Origin of the sequence: Flavobacterium collinsii (assembly GCF_902804485.1) — a bacterium.
Lineage (GTDB): Bacteria > Bacteroidota > Bacteroidia > Flavobacteriales > Flavobacteriaceae > Flavobacterium > Flavobacterium collinsii.
This window is the reverse complement of the sequence record NZ_CADCST010000082.1, coordinates 15,197-33,937: the sequence shown is the minus strand read 5'-3', so window position 1 is coordinate 33,937 and position 18,741 is coordinate 15,197. Positions and strand designations below refer to the sequence as shown.

Genomic DNA, 18,741 nt, shown 5'->3' with positions numbered 1-18,741 from the left:
AAATCAAAATCACCTTTTAGATTAACAATATGGCAAGATTTGAATTGAAACTTCCTAAAATGGGAGAGAGTGTCGCTGAAGCAACTATTACAAACTGGTTGAAAGAAGTGGGAGACAAAATTGAAGCTGATGAAGCAGTACTTGAAATTGCAACTGATAAGGTTGACAGTGAGGTGCCAAGCGAGGTATCAGGAGTTTTGATTGAGCAATTGTTCGGTAAAGACGATTTGGTTCAGGTAGGGCAAACTATTGCAATTATTGAGACAGAAGGTGATGCGCCGGCTGTTAAGGCATTAGAATCTGCTGCTCCGGCAGAAGTCGCTGAAATCGAAAAAACAATCGAAGTTGCGAAAGACGCTGTAACGGCGCCACAAGATTTTTCAGGATCGGATAAATTCTTTTCTCCGTTAGTAAAAAACATTGCTAAAGAAGAAGGGGTTTCTGTTGCTGAATTAGAAAGTATTGCTGGTTCAGGTAAAGACGGTCGTGTAACAAAAGAAGATATTTTAAAATATATTGAAGCTCGTAAATCGGGTGTTCAGGCTCCAAAAGCAGTTGTAGAAGCACCAAAAACGGTTCAGCCTGCGACTCCAGTTCAAAAAAGCCAGCAAGCAGTTCCGGTATCTGTAAATGGAGGTGATGAAATCATCGAAATGGACAGAATGCGTAAACTGATTTCAGGATACATGGTGGCTTCGGTACAAACTTCGGCACACGTACAATCGTTTATTGAGGTCGATGTAACGAATATTGTAAAATGGAGAGATAGAGTGAAAAGCGCTTTCGAGAAAAGAGAAGGAGAAAAGCTGACTTTTACACCAATTATGATGGAAGCAGTTGCGAAGGCTTTAAAAGATTTCCCGGGAATGAATATTTCTGTTGATGGTGATTATATCATCAAAAAGAAAAATATAAATTTAGGAATGGCAGCAGCTTTACCAAATGGAAATTTAATTGTTCCTGTAATTAAAAATGCAGATCAGTTGAATTTAGTTGGAATGGCAAAAGCAGTTAATGATTTAGGAAACCGTGCGAAAGCAGGAAAACTAAAACCGGATGATACACAAGGCGGAACTTATACGGTGACTAATGTGGGGACTTTCGGAAGTGTTTTTGGAACTCCAATTATCAATCAGCCGCAAGTTGGAATTCTGGCTTTGGGTGCTATTCGTAAAGTGCCTGCGGTTATCGAAACTCCGGAAGGTGATTTTATCGGAATCCGTCAAAAAATGTTCTTATCACACTCTTACGATCACAGGGTAGTAGATGGTGCTTTAGGAGGAAGTTTTGTAAAAAGAGTAGCTGAATATTTAGAAGCTTTTGATGTAAACAGAGATTTTTAATTCTGTTTTAAAAATAAAATCAAACCCGGGAAATTTAAACATTTCCCGGGTTTTTTGTTTTGTAAGAAAAGGTTAAGAAAGCTAACAGAAGCTCGCTTTTAGAATCAATTTAAAAGTTAAAATCGAGCAATTACAGCCCTTTTTGTTTAAAAAAGTCAAGAATAAAAGAGGAAATTCGGCTTTAAAAATTACATTTGTAATCTTATAAAAATTAAAAATGGAACTCAAACTCAACAAACCAATTTGCTTTTTTGATCTTGAAACAACCGGAATTGATATCGGTAAAGATCGAATTGTAGAAATTTCGATATTCAAAGTTTTTCCAAACGGAAATAAAGAAAGTAAAACCTGGTTGGTGAATCCTACGATTCCAATTCCGCCACAAACAACTGCTGTTCATGGTATCACGGATGAAAAAGTGGCCAATGAGCCTACTTTTGCAGAATTGGCACCACAGGTTTATAATATGATTAAAGACAGTGATTTAGGCGGTTTTAATTCAGATCGTTTTGATATTCCGTTGTTAGCGGAAGAATTGCTGCGTGCCGGAGTTGATTTTGATATGAAGAACAAAGTTTCGGTAGATGTGCAAACAATCTTTCATAAAATGGAAGAACGTACTCTAAGTGCGGCACTAAAATTCTATTGCGGAAAAAGTCTGGAGAACGCGCATTCAGCAGAAGCAGATACAATGGCGACCTACGAGATCTTAAAGGCGCAATTGGACCGTTACCCGGAATTGGAAAATGATATGAAATCATTGTCTGAATTTACAACACGTAAAAAAATCGCTGATTTCGCCGGAATGATTGCTTTTGATAAAGATAACGAAGAGATTTTTACCTTTGGAAAGCATAAAGGAGCTAAAGTGGATAAGATTTTAGAAAGTGAGCCAGGCTATTTTAGCTGGATTCAAAATGCTGATTTTCCTTTGTATACCAAAAAAGTCTTAACGGCAATTAAATTAAGAAAGTTAAACACAAAATAAGGTTCTAAGGGTTTAAGGTTCTAAGGGGCTAAGTTTTAGCATAGTTTCTTAGAACCTTAGAATCTTAGTAGCTTAGCAACTTATATAAAAATGAAGATTATCTGTATCGGTAGAAATTATACCAATCACATTGAGGAGTTAAAAAACGAGCGTCCGACTGAGCCGGTGGTTTTTATGAAACCGGATTCGGCAGTTTTATTGAAACAGCATCCGTTCGTAATTCCGGAATTTTCTGAAGAAATTCATCACGAAATAGAGATAATTGTTAAAATTAACAAAGTAGGAAAGTATATTGAGCCTAAGTTTGCGCACAAGTACTACGATGAGATTAGCGTGGGTATTGATTTTACCGCCAGAGATTTACAGGAAAAATTAAAAGCAAAAGGATTGCCTTGGGAAAAAGCAAAAGCTTTTGATGGCTCTGCGGTTATTGGAGAGTTTTTGCCAAAGACTGATTTTGTTTCGATGGAAAATCTTACATTTGAATTGACAAACAATTCTGAGACTGTTCAAAAAGGGAATACTGGTTTTATGCTTTGGAAAATTGACGAACTTGTTTCTTATGTGTCGCAGTTTTTCACGCTAAAAATTGGTGATATCATTTTTACAGGAACACCGGAAGGTGTTGCTGCGGTTAAACCAAACGACGTTTTAGAAGGCTTTTTAGAAGATAAAAAATTATTCAGAATACAAGTAAAATAATGGCTTTAAAATACAACCTTTCGAAAGTATATGCGCTTTCAGACAATGATCCGGAATTTGTAAACGAAATTCTTAAATTATTTGTTACTGAAGTTCCTGAGGATTTGAAACAAATCAAAGAAGGAATTAAAAAGAAGGATCATAAGTATGCCTATTCATATGCGCACAAAATAAAACCTACATTAGATTTAATGGGGTTGAATGTGGCTTTTGAAGAAATTCTGCAAGTTGAGGCCTGGACCAAAGCCGAAGGCAAGAAAAAAGAAATTATCGAAACTTTTAAAAGTATAAAGGTACAGGTGAAAGAGGCGATCAAGGAGATAAAGAAAGACTTTGATTTATAAGTCTTTACTGTAATCTTTTTGCTTTTTTTGTTGGTGAAGAAGAAGGGAATTGCTGTGGATTAAGGTGTTTGTTTTAAGGGTCTTAGTCAGAGTTGATTTCTTTCTTGTAAAGGCATCTCACGTCTGTTTTTTTGCGAATCTCTACAACTACATCTGTGTTTTATAATAATGACTTACGATAAGTAAGTGAAAATATTCTATAGCTATGAAAGCAACCATTATTACTATCGGGGATGAAATTTTAATAGGTCAGATAGTCGATACAAACTCAGGTTTTATTGCAAAATCACTGGATCGCATTGGTGTCGAAGTTCATGAAATGATTTCGATAAGTGATGATAAAAAGCATATTTTAGACACATTTGCTCAGTTGCAGAATAAAGTTGATGTGGTGATTGTGACTGGTGGTCTAGGGCCTACAAAAGATGATGTTACCAGAAAGACGTTCTGCGATTATTTTGATGATGAGCTGGTGATGAATCCTGAAGTTCTGGCTCATGTGACGGAATTGATCGAGGGTTTTTACAAGCGTCCAATTTCACAATTAAATAAAGATCAGGCCTTAGTTCCGTCTAAATGTACCGTTTTGCATAATAAAATGGGCACGGCTCCAGGCATGTGGATGAAGAAAGAAAATACAGTATTTGTTTCGCTTCCGGGAGTCCCATATGAAATGAAATATTTGATCGAAGAAGAGATAATTCCTAAAATAGTTCGCGAATACAAACGTCCATATATCATTCATAAAACAATTTTGACCTATGGTCAGGGCGAGAGTCTAGTTGCGGAACGTATCGAAGATTGGGAGAATAACTTGCCTGAATTTATTAAGCTGGCCTATCTGCCAAATCCGGGACGAGTACGTTTGCGTTTGTCTGCCCGTGGAACTAATAAAGAAGTGTTGGAAGCTGCAATTGAGGAGAATGTGAAATCTTTGGATGCTATAATTAATGATATTATAGTGGGCTATGAGGAAAATGAAACGATAGAATCTGTAGTCGGAAAGATTTTAACTAAACAGCATAAAACGATTTCGACGGCCGAAAGTTTTACCGGAGGGAAAATTGCTTCGCTTTTGTCGGCAATTCCGGGATCGTCTAATTATTTTAAAGGCAGTGTGGTTTCCTATGCAACAGAGGCAAAGGTCAATGTTCTCGGTGTCTCGCAGGATTTGGTTGATCGATTTTCGGTCGTAAGTGCCGAGGTTGCATCTGCTATGGCTTTGAATGTGAAAGAGATACTTAAAACCGACTATGCAATTGCCACAACCGGGAATGCCGGACCGACAAAAGGAGACTCTGATGCTGAAATTGGAGCTGTTTTTATCGCTTTGGCTACTCCGAACGGAATAATTGTCGAAGAATTTAACTTTGGCCAACCACGTGAAAAAGTGATAGATAGAGCAACTATCAAGAGTTTAGAAATATTACAGAAAGAAATTTTGAAATTTGTGCGATAATTTTTTGCTACAATGGTTTATTTTTCTTTTCTTTGCACCCTGATTTTGAATAACGATAAAAGATAAGTATAATGTCAAGAGTTTGTGACCTTACAGGTAAAAGAGCGATGGTAGGAAATAACGTTTCTCACGCTATGAACAAAACTAAGAGAAAGTTTTCTGTAAACTTAGTTAAAAAGCGTTTTTATCTTCCAGAAGAAGATAGATGGATTACTCTTAGAGTAGCAGCATCTACGATAAAAACAATTAATAAAAATGGAATCACTGCTGTTTTGAAAAAAGCACAGTCAGAAGGATTTATCAAATAATCTTTTCCTAAATAAATATATAGCAAGATGGCAAAGAAAGGTAATAGAATCCAGGTAATTTTAGAATGTACTGAGCACAAGACTTCTGGTGTTCCAGGTACTTCTAGATATATAACAACTAAGAACAAGAAAAATACTCCGGACAGATTAGAGATTAAAAAATTTAATCCAATCTTGAAACGTGTAACTGTTCATAAAGAAATTAAGTAATAATTAGAGATTTTAATACAATCTTAAGTGTTAATTATTAAGTAATACTTGAAATACTAGTAATACTGTTAATATTAAAATATTTAAAGATTTATTGAATTTCAATAACATTTAAATCATGGCAAAGAAAACCGTAGCATCGTTACAAACATCTTCTAAGAGATTATCAAAAGCCATCAAAATGGTGAAATCTCCTAAAACTGGTGCATATACATTCGTAGAATCTATTATGGCTCCTGAAGAAGTTGATGAATTCTTGAAAAAGAAATAATAACAATCACAGTATATAGAAAAGCTACTTTCATTCGGAAGTAGCTTTTTTATTTTTTATATTTGTCTAAAATTTAAAGGAACATGACTAATTTTAGGTTTCTTTAAAAATTAAAGATCATTTGGTTTGTAAAATCATATAATCTAAAAAACTAACAACCTATAAAAATGAGTTTTTTTAAAAAATTATTCTCTACTGATAAGAAAGAGACTTTAGACAAAGGTCTTGAAAAATCAAAAACTACTTTTTTCTCAAAGTTAAGCAAAGCCGTTGCTGGAAAATCTAAAGTTGATGACGACGTTCTGGATGATCTGGAAGAAATTTTGGTAGCTTCTGATGTTGGAGTAAATACAACACTAAAAGTAATCTCCAGAATCGAAAAACGTGTTGCTGCAGATAAATATTTAGGAACAGATGAGTTGAATCAAATTCTTCGTGAAGAAATTGGTGCTTTATTGTCTGAGACTAATACAGGTGAGGCAACAGAATTTGAGATTCCAAAAGATAAAAAACCATATGTTTTAATGGTTGTTGGTGTTAATGGAGTAGGTAAGACTACTACAATTGGTAAATTAGCATATCAGTTTAAAAAAGCCGGTTATAAAGTGGTTCTGGGAGCTGCCGATACTTTTCGTGCTGCTGCTATCGATCAGTTGCAGGTTTGGGCAGATCGCGTAGATGTTCCAATCGTGAGACAGAATATGGGGAGTGATCCTGCTTCTGTTGCATTTGATACGTTGCAATCTGCGGTAGCTCAAAATGCCGATGTAGTTATTATTGATACTGCCGGACGTCTGCACAATAAGATCAATTTAATGAACGAGCTTACGAAAGTAAAACGTGTGATGCAAAAAGTAGTTGCCGATGCTCCTCATGACGTACTTTTGGTTTTAGACGGTTCTACAGGTCAGAATGCTTTTGAGCAGGCTAAACAATTCACTGCTGCTACCGAAGTAACATCGCTTGCTGTAACTAAATTAGACGGAACAGCTAAAGGTGGTGTTGTGATAGGTATCTCGGATCAGTTTCAGATTCCTGTAAAATACATTGGTGTTGGAGAGGGAATTGAGGATCTACAGGTCTTTAATAAGTATGAATTTGTCGATAGTTTTTTTAAGTAATCTTTTTTAGATCATTCAATGAGTTTTTCTTCTTTAAAAAATATAACGCCGGTTACTTTTTATTTCGCGAGTGTTGTCTGTTTTGTTTTGGCGAATGTTTTGAAAGATAGCAGTTTGTCTTTTTATTACATTTTATTGGTTTTCGGGCTCGTACTTTTCTTTGCAGGCATGCTTAAAAGAATCCGAACAAAACGTTAAAAATCTCTCTGAGATTTTATTTTTACCTGTAATATTTGAAATTTGTAAAATTGCTTTATAGGCATTTTACAAATTTTTATTTTTTTTGAATTTAATACACCTATTATGAGAAACACTTTTATGATTTTGGTTTTATCGCTTTTGTTTGTAAGCTGTAAACAGGAAATTAAACCGACGGATATTGCAAAGCTGAATGGCTACTGGGAAATTGAAAAAGTGGTTTTTGATAAAGGTGAAGAGAAAGATTATGGAATGAATGAAAATTTCGATTTTTTTAATTTCAAAGGAACCAAAGGAACGCGAACAAAGGTTATGGCGCAGCTTGATGGAACTTTTCTAACAACTGATACTTTCGAGAATGTATCAATTCGATTTAAAGGAGATCAGGTTTTTCTGGATTATAAAACAGATTACGCAAAATGGAGCGAGGAATTGATTTCACTTTCGGATGAGAATTTTGTAGTGAAAAACGATCAGAATAAGGAATATCACTATAAAAAAACAGGACCGGTAAATTTATTAGACGATGGCAAAAAGACTAAATAATCAAAGTACGATTGGGGCTGTTTTGCAACAGATCATTCAGGTTAATAAATTACAGCCCGGAATGGATCAAATTGATGTAAAAGAAGCTTGGAGGCAGCTTATGGGAAATGGTGTGAATACCTATACCAAGAATGTTGTCTTAAAAGGCAGTACATTGTATGTAGAACTCGGATCGGCAGTTTTGCGGGAAGAGTTAAGTCACGGAAAATCTAAAATCGTTAAAATGATTAATGAAGAATTAGGTCGTGAAGTTGTGAAAGAGGTGGTTTTACGTTAATTTTTTTTAAGTATTTGAAAAAGAATCATGATTATTGTGAGATCCAGATTTAAATTCCTGCCAATTTTGTTAGTTTCGATGTTAAGTATTTTTCCATTTTTGGCTATTTATATGTTTATTATTTCTCCAAATGAAAGCGTGGTTTTTCCTTTGGTAGTTTTTGTCATTGTTGCTTATTTTTGGTTTGCTTTAGTGAGAACCAGAATTCACAAAGTAATAGTTGAAAAAAATAGTATAACAGTTAAACGTTATTATGGATTAGGTAGATCTATAGTTTATAGCTTTAGTGAATTAGATGGTTTTGTAGTTTTATTCGAAAGTGGAAAATTGGGTATTTCGGAGTCTCTTTTTGTTCTTGAAAAAGGAAAAAGAGTTGTTTGTATTTGTAGTTATTATCTAACTAATTTTAATAGTTTAAAATTAGTTTTAAAAGAAAATTTGACTGATTTAGGAGAAATAAAAGGACATGATAATATTTCTGACTTTTTAAAAAAATCATAAAAAAAAAACCTGTTTGTTTGACAAACAGGTTTTTTTTATGTGTTTCTGTGACTAAAAACTGCCACTGAGACTGAAAGCTTATATTAGAATTGCTCTCTACCAGCAAAGTGGAATGCACCTTCAATAGCAGCATTTTCGTCGCTATCAGAACCGTGAACTGCATTTTCTCCAATAGAAGTAGCATATGCTTTACGAATAGTTCCTTCAGCAGCTTCAGCTGGATTTGTAGCTCCAATTAAAGTTCTGAAATCTTCTACTGCATTGTCTTTTTCTAAAATTGCAGCAACAATAGGTCCGCGAGACATGAATTCAACTAATTCTCCGTAGAAAGGTCTTTCTGCGTGAACTGCGTAGAATGCTTGAGCATCAGCTACAGTTAATTGAGTTAATTTTAATGAAACGATTTTGAAACCTCCATTAGTAATCATTGCTAAGATGTTTCCGATGTGTCCGTTTTGAACAGCATCCGGCTTAATCATTGTAAAAGTTCTATTAGTTGCCATTTTATTGCTTATTTTTAATTTTGTGCAAAAGTATACTTTTTTTATGAATTGATTTTAATAAATTCATAATTAAAACTGTAGGAAATGATGTTTTGGTAAACAAAAATGAAAAGTATTAAGACAGGTAGTAATGTAAGTTCTTTTTGTAATTGTGAAAAAAAAATAGAGACACGATGTTTCATGTCTCTATTGGTAAGGATTTATGTTGTTTAGTTGATGGTTTTTTAAACTTTGAAGATCAGTTTGTTTTTGTAGAAAATCCACAATATAAAAGTCCAGATTCCAACATACACTAATGCTCCGGCCAAAGAAGCGGTCATTGGATTGTTGAAAAATGGTGCGATCCCAAAATGATACAAATAATTTAAAAGATTAATTTGTTCCTCGGGATGATCCGGATTTTTAAACTCAACCATTACTAAAGCCTGAGGGATAATTTGTGAGAAGAAAAACAATATCATCGGATTTACTCCCCAAATCAAGAACAATTTGAGCCCTTTTTTGTATTCGGCGATATCAATTATGTAGTACAGAAAGGCTAAACACGTTGTTCCTAATCCTGTAGTGTATAAAACGTAACTGCTGGTCCAGAGTGATTTGTTGATAGGAAAGACGATATTCCATAATAAGCCTGCAATAATTAACGCAATACCCGCAATTGCCATTTTTGCAGCTCTTTGTTTTTTCGAAATTTCAAGTTGTAAAACCTGACCAATTAATAAACCGATGATTCCGTTTACGATTGATGGAATGGTACTTAAAACTCCTTCAGGATCCCAGGTTATGGTTCCGCGATACATATGTCCTTCAAGTAAAACACTATCAAGCCAAGAAGCTAAGTTAGTTTCTTTGTCTAAATTGGCTGCTCCAATTCCGGGAACAGGAAGTAATGTCATTATCGCCCAATAGCCTAACAATAAAACGATGCCGGTTATGATTTGTGTTTTTTGAGTTGTTTTTAAGTACAATAAAGAAACTACAAAATAAACAATAGCAATTCGTTGTAAAACTCCTGGTAATCTCACATCGTGGTAAGCTTCGATACCGCTGTAAGCGAGAAACAGATAAATAAACAGAATGGAGAAGGCCAGAATGTTTTTAATTCTTGAGCTGAAATTACCCATTAAAGCATAGCCAACGGCAATAGTAATGATTAATCGGCCAATAAGGAGTGGGATTCCTTCAAGACCAAAAAGCTGTATTTTTCCAAAATAATTAAAGAAAATTCCAAGACAGAGCATTCGGAGTGAACGAACCAGAATTTTGTTGAAAGTGGTATTGTCCCAGGATTTCGTTGGCATTGCCAGGGGAACTGCAACCCCCATAATGAAAATAAAAAACGGAAAAACTAAGTCGGTTGGCGTGCAGCCATGCCATTCGGAGTGTAACAAAGGAGTGTAAACGTGGCCCCAGTCTCCGGGATTGTTTACAATAGTCATTAATAAAATAGTCAATCCTCTAAAGACATCTAAAGATATCAGGCGCTCTCTGGTCATAATTTTGGTAAATAGGTTAATTTTTTTTTAAAAGGTTACTATTTGGTTAGAGCCGCAATAATTTCAGAAGAGGTGGTTATTTATTCTGATGACTATTACTTTTTTGTTGCAATTTAAAGTGGAAAGCTTTAAATCTGTGATTATTTTTTATATCGTGATAATATTAAAATTAGTTTCTAAAGGTTTTAAGTTTTGTACTAAAAGCGGAATTAGTTGGTCTCCTTTTTCGAGATAAAACTCTGAGAAATTGGTTTGACGTTCTTGTAAACTCTGATTTGGAAATAGCTCGAATTGCAAATCGACAACACGTTGTATTTTCGAATCCAGTTTTCGTTTTTGTGCCTTCAGTAATCTTTTCTCAAGATTGTCTAAACCTTTTTTTTGCTTGACTTCCTGAGCTTTTACAGCTCCACTAAAGGATTTATCAGTTTGTTGCGCTAATTCGTAAAGATATTCAAATTGTTTGATCAACGTTTCTTTTTGAGGCGTTAAATCAATTGGAAAAGTGGATAGTTTATGCGTAACTGCATTGACTAAATCAGCGGGCTGAGTAAATAGATCTTTCCACTGAAGTCCAAGCTGGTCAGCCTTTTTTGCTTGCTTTTCGGTACTTAAAAGTACTGAATTACGAACCAATAGTATTGGGAAAGTAATGTTTACAGCATCAAAAAAAGATTTTAGTTCGAGCCAATAAGCAATTTCTCCGCCTCCGCCAATGTAGCATAAGTTAGGCAAAATAATTTCCTGATATAACGGACGCATAATTACATTTGGACTGAATTTCTCCGGATTACTTTCCAATAGTTTAAGAATTTCTTCTTTTGAAAATGAAATTTTAGTGTGGTTGACAACATATCTGTCTTTCTCCAGAATAATTCGTTCGCGCAGTTTGTCTTCAATATAAAATAAATTGATTTCGCGTGGATTTACCTGAATCGTGTAATCGTTTAATTTTTCTATTGTTTCCTGAACAGCTTTGAAAGCTGTTTGCTGTTCCAGTTCTTCTTTGATGTAAGGAATGAAAGCGCGCTTTAAATCGGCAGCATCAGCATCTAAAATCACTAAGCCATAAGTGTCAAATAAACGATTTGCCAGAAAACGTGTCGCATCGGCAAGATTTTCATGTTTTAAATAAGCTTCTTCAAAGAGCTTTTTTAAGAAACCGGCGTTTGTACTCGAGCCTAGTTCTTTGGAATATATTTCTAAAAAATCGTTTAAACCTTCTGTAGAAAGTCTTCCAACAGGTCCTGTGCTCTCTCTATTCCATCGAAATTTCTTTCCTTTAAAATTAAAATAATTAATCTCTTCAAAATCGTGATCTTCCGTTGCCATCCAGTAAACAGGAACAAAATTATGAGTAGGGTATTTTGATTTTAATTCTGTGGTCAGATTGATTGTCGAAATAATTTTATATAAAAAATACAGAGGACCGCTAAATAAGTTTAACTGGTGTCCGGTTGTAATTGTAAAAGTATTTGAGAGCGCTAAGAGCTCAATATTCTCTTTTGTTGAATTTGAAATTTGAATGTTTTGATATTGCTTTTTTAGCGTCTCGACAAGAGGTATGCGGTTTGCATGATCAAAATTGGCTTGTTTTTCACTTATTTGCTTTTCAAAATTTTCAAGCGTAGGGAAGTGATTGTATAGTGATTGTAATTCGGTTTTTTGACTTAAATAGTCTTGTATCAATTTAGAGAAATATCCTGAGTTTTGGTAGCTGATACAGTCGGTGGGCATAATTTTAGATTTACTTTTGATAGCTGTAAATTTAATCAAAATATATACTTAAAAGATTTTTTAACTAATGCTTAAGATTTGATTTTTTAGTTTTTGTTTAAAATACTGTAATTCAGTGTTTTAGTTTTATGTTGATTCAAAAAGAGTAGGAAATTTTTTGTGAAGCAATAAAATGTTTGATTTGTTATTTCTGTTAAAAATTTAAGAGTAATATAAAAGTATTGCGCTTATGTGTGAGTTTTTAATAATGAAACTATATTTTTGCAGACAAATGTTTGTTGCGTAAAAAAGAATTGATTCGTTTTTCGTAATACTGTTTAAAAGAAAAACGATATTAGAGCCAAATGAAAAATAACCCTAAACAAAAGAACTCTTTAAAACATGTTCTTTTTGGTTCCTTGATTGGTACCACCATTGAATTTTTTGATTTTTATATTTATGCCAACGCAGCTGTGTTGGTTTTTCCTCAATTATTTTTCCCTGGTTCAGATTCGACTACGGCGACTCTTGAATCTTTAGCTACTTTTTCAATTGCCTTTTTATCACGCCCTTTAGGTTCGGCTTTTTTTGGGCACTATGGAGATAAAATTGGACGTAAATTTACTTTAGTAGCAGCTTTATTGACGATGGGTATTTCAACAGTTGCGATTGGATTTTTGCCGGGTTATGCCAGTATTGGCGTTGCCGCTCCTTTATTATTAATGCTGTGTCGATTTGGGCAAGGCGTAGGTTTAGGTGGTGAATGGGGGGGTGCTGTTTTACTGGCGATTGAAAATGCTCCACCTGGTAAACGAGCCTGGTACGGGATGTTTCCGCAATTAGGTGCTCCCATTGGATTGTTGCTTTCGGGAGGAACTTTCTTAATTTTGACGGATACTATGACCAGCGAAAATTTTATGGATTACGGCTGGAGAATTCCGTTTATAGCAAGTTCGCTTTTAGTTGTTGTTGGATTTTATATTCGAACAAAAATTACAGAAACTCCTTCATTTGAAAATGCTAAAAAAGAACAAGAAGAAATTAAAGTTCCTTTTTTGACTTTGATTAAATCGTATCGAAATCAATTAATTTTTGGAACATTGGCGGCTGTTACCACTTTTTTGGTTTTTTATCTGATGACTGTTTTTACCTTAAGCTGGATTACTTCAGATTTAGGGATTACCAAAAGAGATGCGTTATTGGTTCAGTTATTCTCTGTTTTGTTTTTTGCATTTCTTATTCCGGTTTCGGCAGTAGTGGCAGATAAGATTGGGCGACGTAAAATACTAATTATCGCTACGATTGCTATTGCAATTTTCGGATTTTCGTTTTCATATTTTCTGAGCGCTGCAAATATGGTTTTAATTACCACATTTGCCTGTATCGGAATGGCTCTAATGGGGTTTACTTATGGACCTTTGGGAACTTTTCTTTCGGAATTGTTTCCAACAAATGTTCGTTATTCGGGAGCATCTTTAACATTTAATCTGGCCGGAATTTTAGGAGCTGCATTTGCGCCAATGATTGCCATTTGGCTGGCCAGTACTTATGGTTTAAGTTATGTAGGATTTTATCTGACCGGAGCTGCGTTGATTTCGTTGGTTTCCTTTTTGATGGTTTCTAAGAAAGTGCATCAGTTTTAATATATCATAATTTGCAATTTTTTAAAAGCCTTTTGAGACCAGTTTCCAAAAGGCTTTATTGTTAACGCAATCTTTTCCTGAAAAGTCTCTAAATATGCTGTATTTTTGCAAAAAAATAATGCCGTCTTGAAAACGAAACTCTTCATTGTTACGCCACCTTTTACGCAGCTGAATACACCGTATCCGGCAACAGCGTATATAAAAGGTTTTTTGAATACCAAAAATATCGAATCGGTTCAGGCTGATTTAGGTATCGATGTGATTCTGGAATTGTTTTCGAAGAAGGGTTTAATTGATTTGTTTGATTTTTCAAATTTCAGGTTTCAGGTTTCAGGTTCTGAAGTTTCCGATAATTCAAAACGTATTTTTGCTTTGCAGGACGAATACATCAAAACAATTGATGCTGTAATTCAGTTTTTGCAAGGGAAAAATCCAACTTTGGCCTTACAGATTTGTCAGGAAGATTTTTTACCCGAAGCTTCTCGTTTTGCACAACTGGAAGAACTCGATTGGGCTTTCGGAACAATGGGAACGCAGGATAAAGCCAAACATTTGGCTACTTTATATCTCGAGGATATTTCTGATTTTATTGTAGAATGTGTCGATGAAAATTTTGGTTTTAGCCGATATGCCGAACGTTTAGGCCGAAGCGCCAATTCGTTTGATGAATTGTACGAAGCTTTACAGCAGGAACCAACCTACATCGATTCTATTTTAATTTCCATTTTAAAAGAAAAAATGGAAGCGGTGAAGCCCACTTTTTTTCTAATATCTGTTCCTTTTCCAGGTAATTTGTACAGTGCTTTTCGCTGTGCCCAATGGATAAAGCAACATCATCCCGAAGTTAAAATTTCGATGGGTGGAGGTTTTCCGAATACCGAATTGCGTTCGCTCTCTGATGCCCGTGTTTTCGAATTCTTTGATTTTATCACTTTAGATGATGGTGAAGTTCCAATTGAAGAATTAATATTCAATTTAGAAAATCCAAATTCCAATTCATATAAAAGAACTTTTCTACTGGAAAATGGAGCAGTAGTCTACAAAAACAACTCGTTAAAACACGATTATAAACAAGCCTACGTAGGTACTCCGGATTATTCGGATTTGCCTTTGGATAAGTACATTTCGGTAATCGAAATCGTAAATCCAATGCACAGAATGTGGAGTGACGGCCGTTGGAATAAACTTACCATGGCGCACGGCTGTTATTGGGGAAAATGTACTTTTTGCGATATTTCACTTGATTATATAAAGGTTTATGAACCGGTTGCAGCCAATTTGCTGTGCGATCGTATGGAAGATTTGATGCTGCAGACCGGACAAAATGGTTTTCATTTTGTCGATGAAGCGGCTCCTCCGGCTTTGATGCGTGCTTTGGCGTTAGAAATTTTACGCCGAAAATTGGCGGTAACCTGGTGGACTAATATTCGATTCGAGAAAAGCTTTTCTAAAGATTTATGCCTGCTGTTGAAAGCTTCAGGATGTATTGCTGTTTCCGGTGGTCTGGAAGTGGCCTCTGATCGATTGCTTAAATTGATTGATAAAGGAGTTACGGTAGAGCAGGTTGCAAAAGTGACTCGAAATTTTACCGAAGCCGGAATTATGGTTCATGCCTATTTGATGTACGGATATCCTACGCAAACAGTTCAGGAAACGGTGGATAGTCTCGAAATGGTACGCCAGTTGTTTGAGGCAGGAATTTTACAGTCGGGATTTTGGCATCAATTTGCCATGACAGCCCACAGTCCGGTTGGATTGTATCCGGAGAAATTCGGCGTTATTAAAGTGACCGAAGCAATAGGAACTTTTGCTAATAATGATATTGATTATACCGATTCTACAGGAATCAATCACGATAAATTTAGTTTTGGATTAAAGAAATCACTTTTTAATTTCATGCATGGCATCTGCTTTGATTATGAATTGCAGGATTGGTTTGATTTTAAAATTCCGAAGACAAAAATTGATCCCGATTTTATTTTCAATGCACTTGAAGAAGGAAACGATTTCAATACAAAACCCAATGCAAAAGTAGTTTGGTTAGGCGGAAAACCTTTTGTGGAGGCTTTTACAAAATCTAAAAAAGGAAGAACCTGGGAAATGATGGCTTTTACTTTTCATGATAAAAAAGAAAGTTTCAACATTCAGACGAATAAAGAAGAAGGCGAGTGGCTGGTTGAAATTTTAAGTAAAATTGCCATTTCAAACAGCAAAAATTACACTTTTCAGGAAGTGAAAAATGATTATGAGATAAATTTAGATGATTTTGAATTGTTTTGGTATTCCAAACCGGTTAATACTTTACGGGAGTTCGGATTATTGGTGTTGTAATTCGAAAAAAAATCATTAATATTCGACACTCGTTCCGTCATTTGGAATCGAAACTTTGTCCAGAAGATTATTATCAGAAAGAGCTTGCTTTAACTCTGTTCTTGTTGTAGGGCAATGATTTAAAGCCTCTAAATGATTGGCGAAAACTTTTCCGGGTGCAAGTGCAGCAAATTTCAGAATGTCATTCATTCGCATCAATAGGGGCTGACCAATATCTAACCTTGCAGTTCCGCAAGCTACAATCGAAATATCGGGTTTAAACTCAATCAGTACTTTTTGTACATGTTCTGTAAAAATGGTATCAGAGCTAATGTAAACCGATTTTTGATCGGGTAATTCGATATGAAAACCCATTACATTTCCCATTAATTTTGCAATAAAACCATAACCGTGAATGGCCGGGATTCCTGTGATTTTGCCTCCAAAAAATGGCTGAGGCTCCCAATAGTTTAAGGTTTGTATGATGTTTAATCCTCTTTTTGATAAAGCATCTTCATCTTTACTGCTGCAAACAACAGGAATACTTTTTCGTCTTAAGAAAATCTCGCCTGCCTTGTCGATATGATCGGGGTGCAAATGCGTAATCAGACAAATTGTTACTTTGCTTAAAATATCTCTGCTGTTTTTAGGCAAGGCAACTAATGGGTTTCTTTTAGGTTTATAACGAAAAATGGTGAAGGGCTGGATCGTTTTTCTTTTCCCTAACATCGGATCGACCAATATGACATCGGTTTCAGTTTCTATAACTAAAGTGGCGTTGCGTAAATGATGTAATTTCATATCGGGGAAAAATTATAGATACTAAAATACAAAAAATATAAAAGAATTAAAAGGGATAAATTACATGGTAAACCGAAATCCAATTCCGTGTAAATTTTCAATAGTGATGTCTTTTTCGTTGATTAAAATCTTACGAAGACGTGAAATAAAAACGTCCAGACTGCGTCCCATAAAATAATCATCAGTGCCCCAAAGCGAGGTAAGAATCTGTTCTCTTTTTAAAACAGAATTTTTGTTGTCCAAAAATAATTTCAATAATTCAGCTTCACGTTGCGTAAGGCTAATTTTTTCGCTTTCATTGAAAAGAACAAAGTTGCTGGTGTCAAATTGATATTTTCCAATTTCATAGACTAGTTTTTCAACGGGGATATTTTTCTGCGAACGTTTTAGGAAAATTTCAATTTTTAAAAGCAATTCCTCAATGCTAAAAGGCTTTACAAGATAATCATCGGCGCCTAAACGCAATCCTTTTATGCGATCCTCTTTTAATGTTTTGGCAGAGAGAAAGATAATCGGAATATCGCTGTTGCTTTTTCTGATTTCAGTAGCCAGCTCGAAACCATCCATTTTAGGCATCATGATGTCAAGGATACAAATGTCAAAATTCTCTTTTTTAAAGTTTTGTAAACCCGTTATTCCATCACTACAATGATGTACGTCATAGTTATTTTGTTCCAGATTGTCTTTGGTCAGGAACGCGAGGGTCTCATCGTCTTCGGTATAAAGTATTTTGAATTGTTTCATTTTTTATAGGGAATTGATAAAGTTATAGTGATGCCTTTTTCCGAATTGTTTTCGGCTTTTATTTTCCAGTTATGCAAGTTGCAAATTTCTTTTACATAATACAAGCCAAGTCCAAAGCCATTTACCTCATTGCTTTTTTCGTTTGGAGCGCGATAGAATTTATCAAAGATAAAGGAAATGTTCTTAGGAGAAACTCCAATTCCATTGTCTTTAAAAGTTAGCTTTAAAACAGAATTTTCGACCGCGATTCCAATTATGACCAGAGACTTTTCAGAACAATATTTAACCGCATTATCGAGTAAATTATAGACTAAATTGGAGAAGTGAAAAACATCAGTTTCTATTTTATACTCATTGGAGAGTGTTTCAATTTTGATGTTTGCTTCAGGATATTTTAAAAGAATGTTCTGGATGATTTCTTCAATAATCGGAACAAGTGAAACCGTTTCTTTCTGTAATTCCAGAGGAGCATAATCTGACTTGGCAACATTCAGAATTTTCTCAATATGACCGTTCAGTTTGTGGCTTTGATTGATAATAATGTCAGTATAGGTATAGAGTTTTTTATCGTCTTTAATTGGTTTTTGCTCAATTAAGTATTTCGAGGCAATTAGAATAGAGGATAAGGGTGTTTTAAATTCATGGGTCATGTTGTTGATGAAATCACGCTGCAGTTCCGAGTACTTTTTGTGCTGCAAAAGCGTAAAAATAGAATACACATAAATCAGTAAAATAAGAATCAAAGCAATCGAAAGTATGAACCAAAATCGCATCGAACTAAACAAATAGGTCGTTTCATTTGGAAAACGTATGGCAAAATAATAAACCAAATTTTTATGTTTTGGAAAATAAACCGATTGCTTTACTTTAGTTTTTTCAGATAAAGAAATATAATTTCCATACACCATTTCGTCGCTTTGGCAATTGTACATAGCATACTCAAAGTCGGTGGTGATATTCATTTTTTTGAATTCGTTTTTCAGATAAAATTCTAAAATATCGGGTTCAAAATCATTGTCAATATTTACGATATAATAGTCGTTGGCAATTTTTTGAACGGGGCTTTGTGCAGGCAGCTCATGATTGGTTCCTTCGTATAATTTTTTGGCTACTTCGAGTAAAGCGATATGTGCTTTTTGATTGAGTTTTTTTTGCTCTAAAGTAAAAGCCTCTTTAGTCCAAAGCAATTGTGCCACCAGTATGCTTATAATGGCTATTAATCCTAAGATGATGATGCTATTGAGTTTGTTGAGTTTCAAG

Annotated in this window: 20 protein-coding genes; 14 read left to right on the top strand and 6 right to left on the bottom strand. The window is 34.8% G+C overall.

The window, feature by feature from the left end; translation table 11 throughout:
- Nucleotides 1-29 precede the first annotated feature (29 nt).
- The 12 genes from FLA105534_RS10710 (at nt 30) to FLA105534_RS10655 (ending at nt 8,268) form a co-directional block, all read left to right on the top strand.
- Entirely contained in the window at nt 30-1,343 is a 1,314-nt protein-coding gene (locus tag FLA105534_RS10710) for a dihydrolipoamide acetyltransferase family protein (RefSeq protein WP_173966113.1), read from the top strand.
- Nucleotides 1,344-1,560: 217 nt separating this feature from the next.
- Nucleotides 1,561-2,331 carry a 3'-5' exonuclease gene (locus tag FLA105534_RS10705; protein WP_029272720.1) on the top strand — a complete coding sequence of 257 codons (771 nt, stop codon included), beginning with the start codon at nt 1,561-1,563 and terminating at the stop codon, nt 2,329-2,331.
- A 90-nt stretch (nt 2,332-2,421) separates the two neighbouring features.
- Nucleotides 2,422-3,033: a fumarylacetoacetate hydrolase family protein gene (locus FLA105534_RS10700; protein WP_173966112.1), complete on the top strand. Its 612-nt coding sequence runs from the start codon at nt 2,422-2,424 to the stop codon at nt 3,031-3,033.
- Complete coding sequence (locus FLA105534_RS10695) at nt 3,033-3,377, top strand: Hpt domain-containing protein (RefSeq protein ID WP_173966111.1); 345 nt, start codon at nt 3,033-3,035, stop codon at nt 3,375-3,377. Before FLA105534_RS10700 ends, FLA105534_RS10695 begins: the two co-directional genes overlap by 1 nt.
- Before the next feature lie 205 nt (nt 3,378-3,582).
- Nucleotides 3,583-4,836 carry a CinA family nicotinamide mononucleotide deamidase-related protein gene (locus FLA105534_RS10690; protein WP_173966110.1) on the top strand — a complete coding sequence of 418 codons (1,254 nt, stop codon included), beginning with the start codon at nt 3,583-3,585 and terminating at the stop codon, nt 4,834-4,836.
- Between the two features lie 71 nt (nt 4,837-4,907).
- The gene (rpmB, locus tag FLA105534_RS10685; RefSeq protein WP_008468080.1) at nt 4,908-5,144 is read left to right on the top strand and encodes a 50S ribosomal protein L28; all 237 of its coding nucleotides are present in this window, start codon (nt 4,908-4,910) and stop codon (nt 5,142-5,144) included.
- Nucleotides 5,145-5,171: 27 nt separating this feature from the next.
- A complete protein-coding gene (rpmG, locus tag FLA105534_RS10680; protein ID WP_008253902.1) occupies nt 5,172-5,354 on the top strand; it encodes a 50S ribosomal protein L33 in 183 nt (60 codons plus the stop codon).
- A gap of 118 nt (nt 5,355-5,472) precedes the next feature.
- Nucleotides 5,473-5,625, top strand: coding sequence for a DUF4295 domain-containing protein (locus FLA105534_RS10675; RefSeq protein ID WP_008468081.1), 153 nt, complete (start codon nt 5,473-5,475; stop codon nt 5,623-5,625).
- Between the two features lie 167 nt (nt 5,626-5,792).
- Nucleotides 5,793-6,746, top strand: coding sequence for a signal recognition particle-docking protein FtsY (gene ftsY / locus FLA105534_RS10670; RefSeq protein ID WP_173966109.1), 954 nt, complete (start codon nt 5,793-5,795; stop codon nt 6,744-6,746).
- Between the two features lie 303 nt (nt 6,747-7,049).
- A complete protein-coding gene (locus FLA105534_RS10665) occupies nt 7,050-7,490 on the top strand; it encodes a hypothetical protein (RefSeq protein ID WP_173966108.1) in 441 nt (146 codons plus the stop codon).
- Nucleotides 7,471-7,767, top strand: a complete 297-nt coding sequence (locus FLA105534_RS10660) for a DUF721 domain-containing protein (protein WP_173966107.1) — start codon at nt 7,471-7,473, stop codon at nt 7,765-7,767. The genes FLA105534_RS10665 and FLA105534_RS10660 overlap by 20 nt, the downstream gene beginning before the upstream one ends.
- 78 nt (nt 7,768-7,845) lie before the next feature.
- Nucleotides 7,846-8,268, top strand: coding sequence for a hypothetical protein (locus tag FLA105534_RS10655; protein ID WP_173966106.1), 423 nt, complete (start codon nt 7,846-7,848; stop codon nt 8,266-8,268).
- A gap of 83 nt (nt 8,269-8,351) precedes the next feature.
- Here the strand turns inward: FLA105534_RS10655 and FLA105534_RS10650 are convergent, their stop codons facing one another.
- The 3 genes from FLA105534_RS10650 to bshC all read right to left on the bottom strand — a co-directional run bounded on the left by FLA105534_RS10650 (nt 8,352) and on the right by bshC (nt 12,004).
- Complete coding sequence (locus FLA105534_RS10650; protein WP_017495185.1) at nt 8,352-8,771, bottom strand: nucleoside-diphosphate kinase; 420 nt, start codon at nt 8,769-8,771, stop codon at nt 8,352-8,354.
- 224 nt (nt 8,772-8,995) lie between these two features.
- Nucleotides 8,996-10,267, bottom strand: a complete 1,272-nt coding sequence (locus FLA105534_RS10645) for an acyltransferase family protein (RefSeq protein ID WP_173966105.1) — start codon at nt 10,265-10,267, stop codon at nt 8,996-8,998.
- A 147-nt stretch (nt 10,268-10,414) separates the two neighbouring features.
- Entirely contained in the window at nt 10,415-12,004 is a 1,590-nt protein-coding gene (gene bshC / locus FLA105534_RS10640) for a bacillithiol biosynthesis cysteine-adding enzyme BshC (RefSeq protein ID WP_173966104.1), read from the bottom strand.
- A 344-nt stretch (nt 12,005-12,348) separates the two neighbouring features.
- Between bshC and FLA105534_RS10635 the strand changes: the two genes are divergently transcribed.
- Together FLA105534_RS10635 and FLA105534_RS10630 are read left to right on the top strand one after the other, a co-directional pair.
- Nucleotides 12,349-13,626, top strand: coding sequence for an MFS transporter (locus tag FLA105534_RS10635; protein ID WP_173966103.1), 1,278 nt, complete (start codon nt 12,349-12,351; stop codon nt 13,624-13,626).
- A gap of 126 nt (nt 13,627-13,752) precedes the next feature.
- Nucleotides 13,753-15,957: a B12-binding domain-containing radical SAM protein gene (locus FLA105534_RS10630; RefSeq protein WP_173966102.1), complete on the top strand. Its 2,205-nt coding sequence runs from the start codon at nt 13,753-13,755 to the stop codon at nt 15,955-15,957.
- 15 nt (nt 15,958-15,972) lie between these two features.
- Here the strand turns inward: FLA105534_RS10630 and FLA105534_RS10625 are convergent, their stop codons facing one another.
- From FLA105534_RS10625 to FLA105534_RS10615, 3 genes are read right to left on the bottom strand one after another with little or no spacing between them, the layout of a single operon-like run.
- Complete coding sequence (locus FLA105534_RS10625) at nt 15,973-16,737, bottom strand: MBL fold metallo-hydrolase (protein WP_173966101.1); 765 nt, start codon at nt 16,735-16,737, stop codon at nt 15,973-15,975.
- Between the two features lie 60 nt (nt 16,738-16,797).
- The gene (locus FLA105534_RS10620; protein ID WP_173966100.1) at nt 16,798-17,481 is read right to left on the bottom strand and encodes a response regulator transcription factor; all 684 of its coding nucleotides are present in this window, start codon (nt 17,479-17,481) and stop codon (nt 16,798-16,800) included.
- The gene (locus tag FLA105534_RS10615; RefSeq protein ID WP_173966099.1) at nt 17,478-18,740 is read right to left on the bottom strand and encodes a sensor histidine kinase; all 1,263 of its coding nucleotides are present in this window, start codon (nt 18,738-18,740) and stop codon (nt 17,478-17,480) included. The genes FLA105534_RS10620 and FLA105534_RS10615 overlap by 4 nt, the downstream gene beginning before the upstream one ends.
- Between the last annotated feature and the right edge of the window lies 1 nt (nt 18,741).

Coding starts and splice junctions, on each gene's coding strand:
- FLA105534_RS10710 (WP_173966113.1), top strand. CDS start 30: ATGGCAAGATTTGAATTGAAACTTCCTAAAATGGGAGAGAGTGTCGCT.
- FLA105534_RS10705 (WP_029272720.1), top strand. CDS start 1,561: ATGGAACTCAAACTCAACAAACCAATTTGCTTTTTTGATCTTGAAACA.
- FLA105534_RS10700 (WP_173966112.1), top strand. CDS start 2,422: ATGAAGATTATCTGTATCGGTAGAAATTATACCAATCACATTGAGGAG.
- FLA105534_RS10695 (WP_173966111.1), top strand. CDS start 3,033: ATGGCTTTAAAATACAACCTTTCGAAAGTATATGCGCTTTCAGACAAT.
- FLA105534_RS10690 (WP_173966110.1), top strand. CDS start 3,583: ATGAAAGCAACCATTATTACTATCGGGGATGAAATTTTAATAGGTCAG.
- rpmB (WP_008468080.1), top strand. CDS start 4,908: ATGTCAAGAGTTTGTGACCTTACAGGTAAAAGAGCGATGGTAGGAAAT.
- rpmG (WP_008253902.1), top strand. CDS start 5,172: ATGGCAAAGAAAGGTAATAGAATCCAGGTAATTTTAGAATGTACTGAG.
- FLA105534_RS10675 (WP_008468081.1), top strand. CDS start 5,473: ATGGCAAAGAAAACCGTAGCATCGTTACAAACATCTTCTAAGAGATTA.
- ftsY (WP_173966109.1), top strand. CDS start 5,793: ATGAGTTTTTTTAAAAAATTATTCTCTACTGATAAGAAAGAGACTTTA.
- FLA105534_RS10665 (WP_173966108.1), top strand. CDS start 7,050: ATGAGAAACACTTTTATGATTTTGGTTTTATCGCTTTTGTTTGTAAGC.
- FLA105534_RS10660 (WP_173966107.1), top strand. CDS start 7,471: ATGGCAAAAAGACTAAATAATCAAAGTACGATTGGGGCTGTTTTGCAA.
- FLA105534_RS10655 (WP_173966106.1), top strand. CDS start 7,846: ATGTTAAGTATTTTTCCATTTTTGGCTATTTATATGTTTATTATTTCT.
- FLA105534_RS10650 (WP_017495185.1), bottom strand. CDS start 8,771: ATGGCAACTAATAGAACTTTTACAATGATTAAGCCGGATGCTGTTCAA.
- FLA105534_RS10645 (WP_173966105.1), bottom strand. CDS start 10,267: ATGACCAGAGAGCGCCTGATATCTTTAGATGTCTTTAGAGGATTGACT.
- bshC (WP_173966104.1), bottom strand. CDS start 12,004: ATGCCCACCGACTGTATCAGCTACCAAAACTCAGGATATTTCTCTAAA.
- FLA105534_RS10635 (WP_173966103.1), top strand. CDS start 12,349: ATGAAAAATAACCCTAAACAAAAGAACTCTTTAAAACATGTTCTTTTT.
- FLA105534_RS10625 (WP_173966101.1), bottom strand. CDS start 16,737: ATGAAATTACATCATTTACGCAACGCCACTTTAGTTATAGAAACTGAA.
- FLA105534_RS10620 (WP_173966100.1), bottom strand. CDS start 17,481: ATGAAACAATTCAAAATACTTTATACCGAAGACGATGAGACCCTCGCG.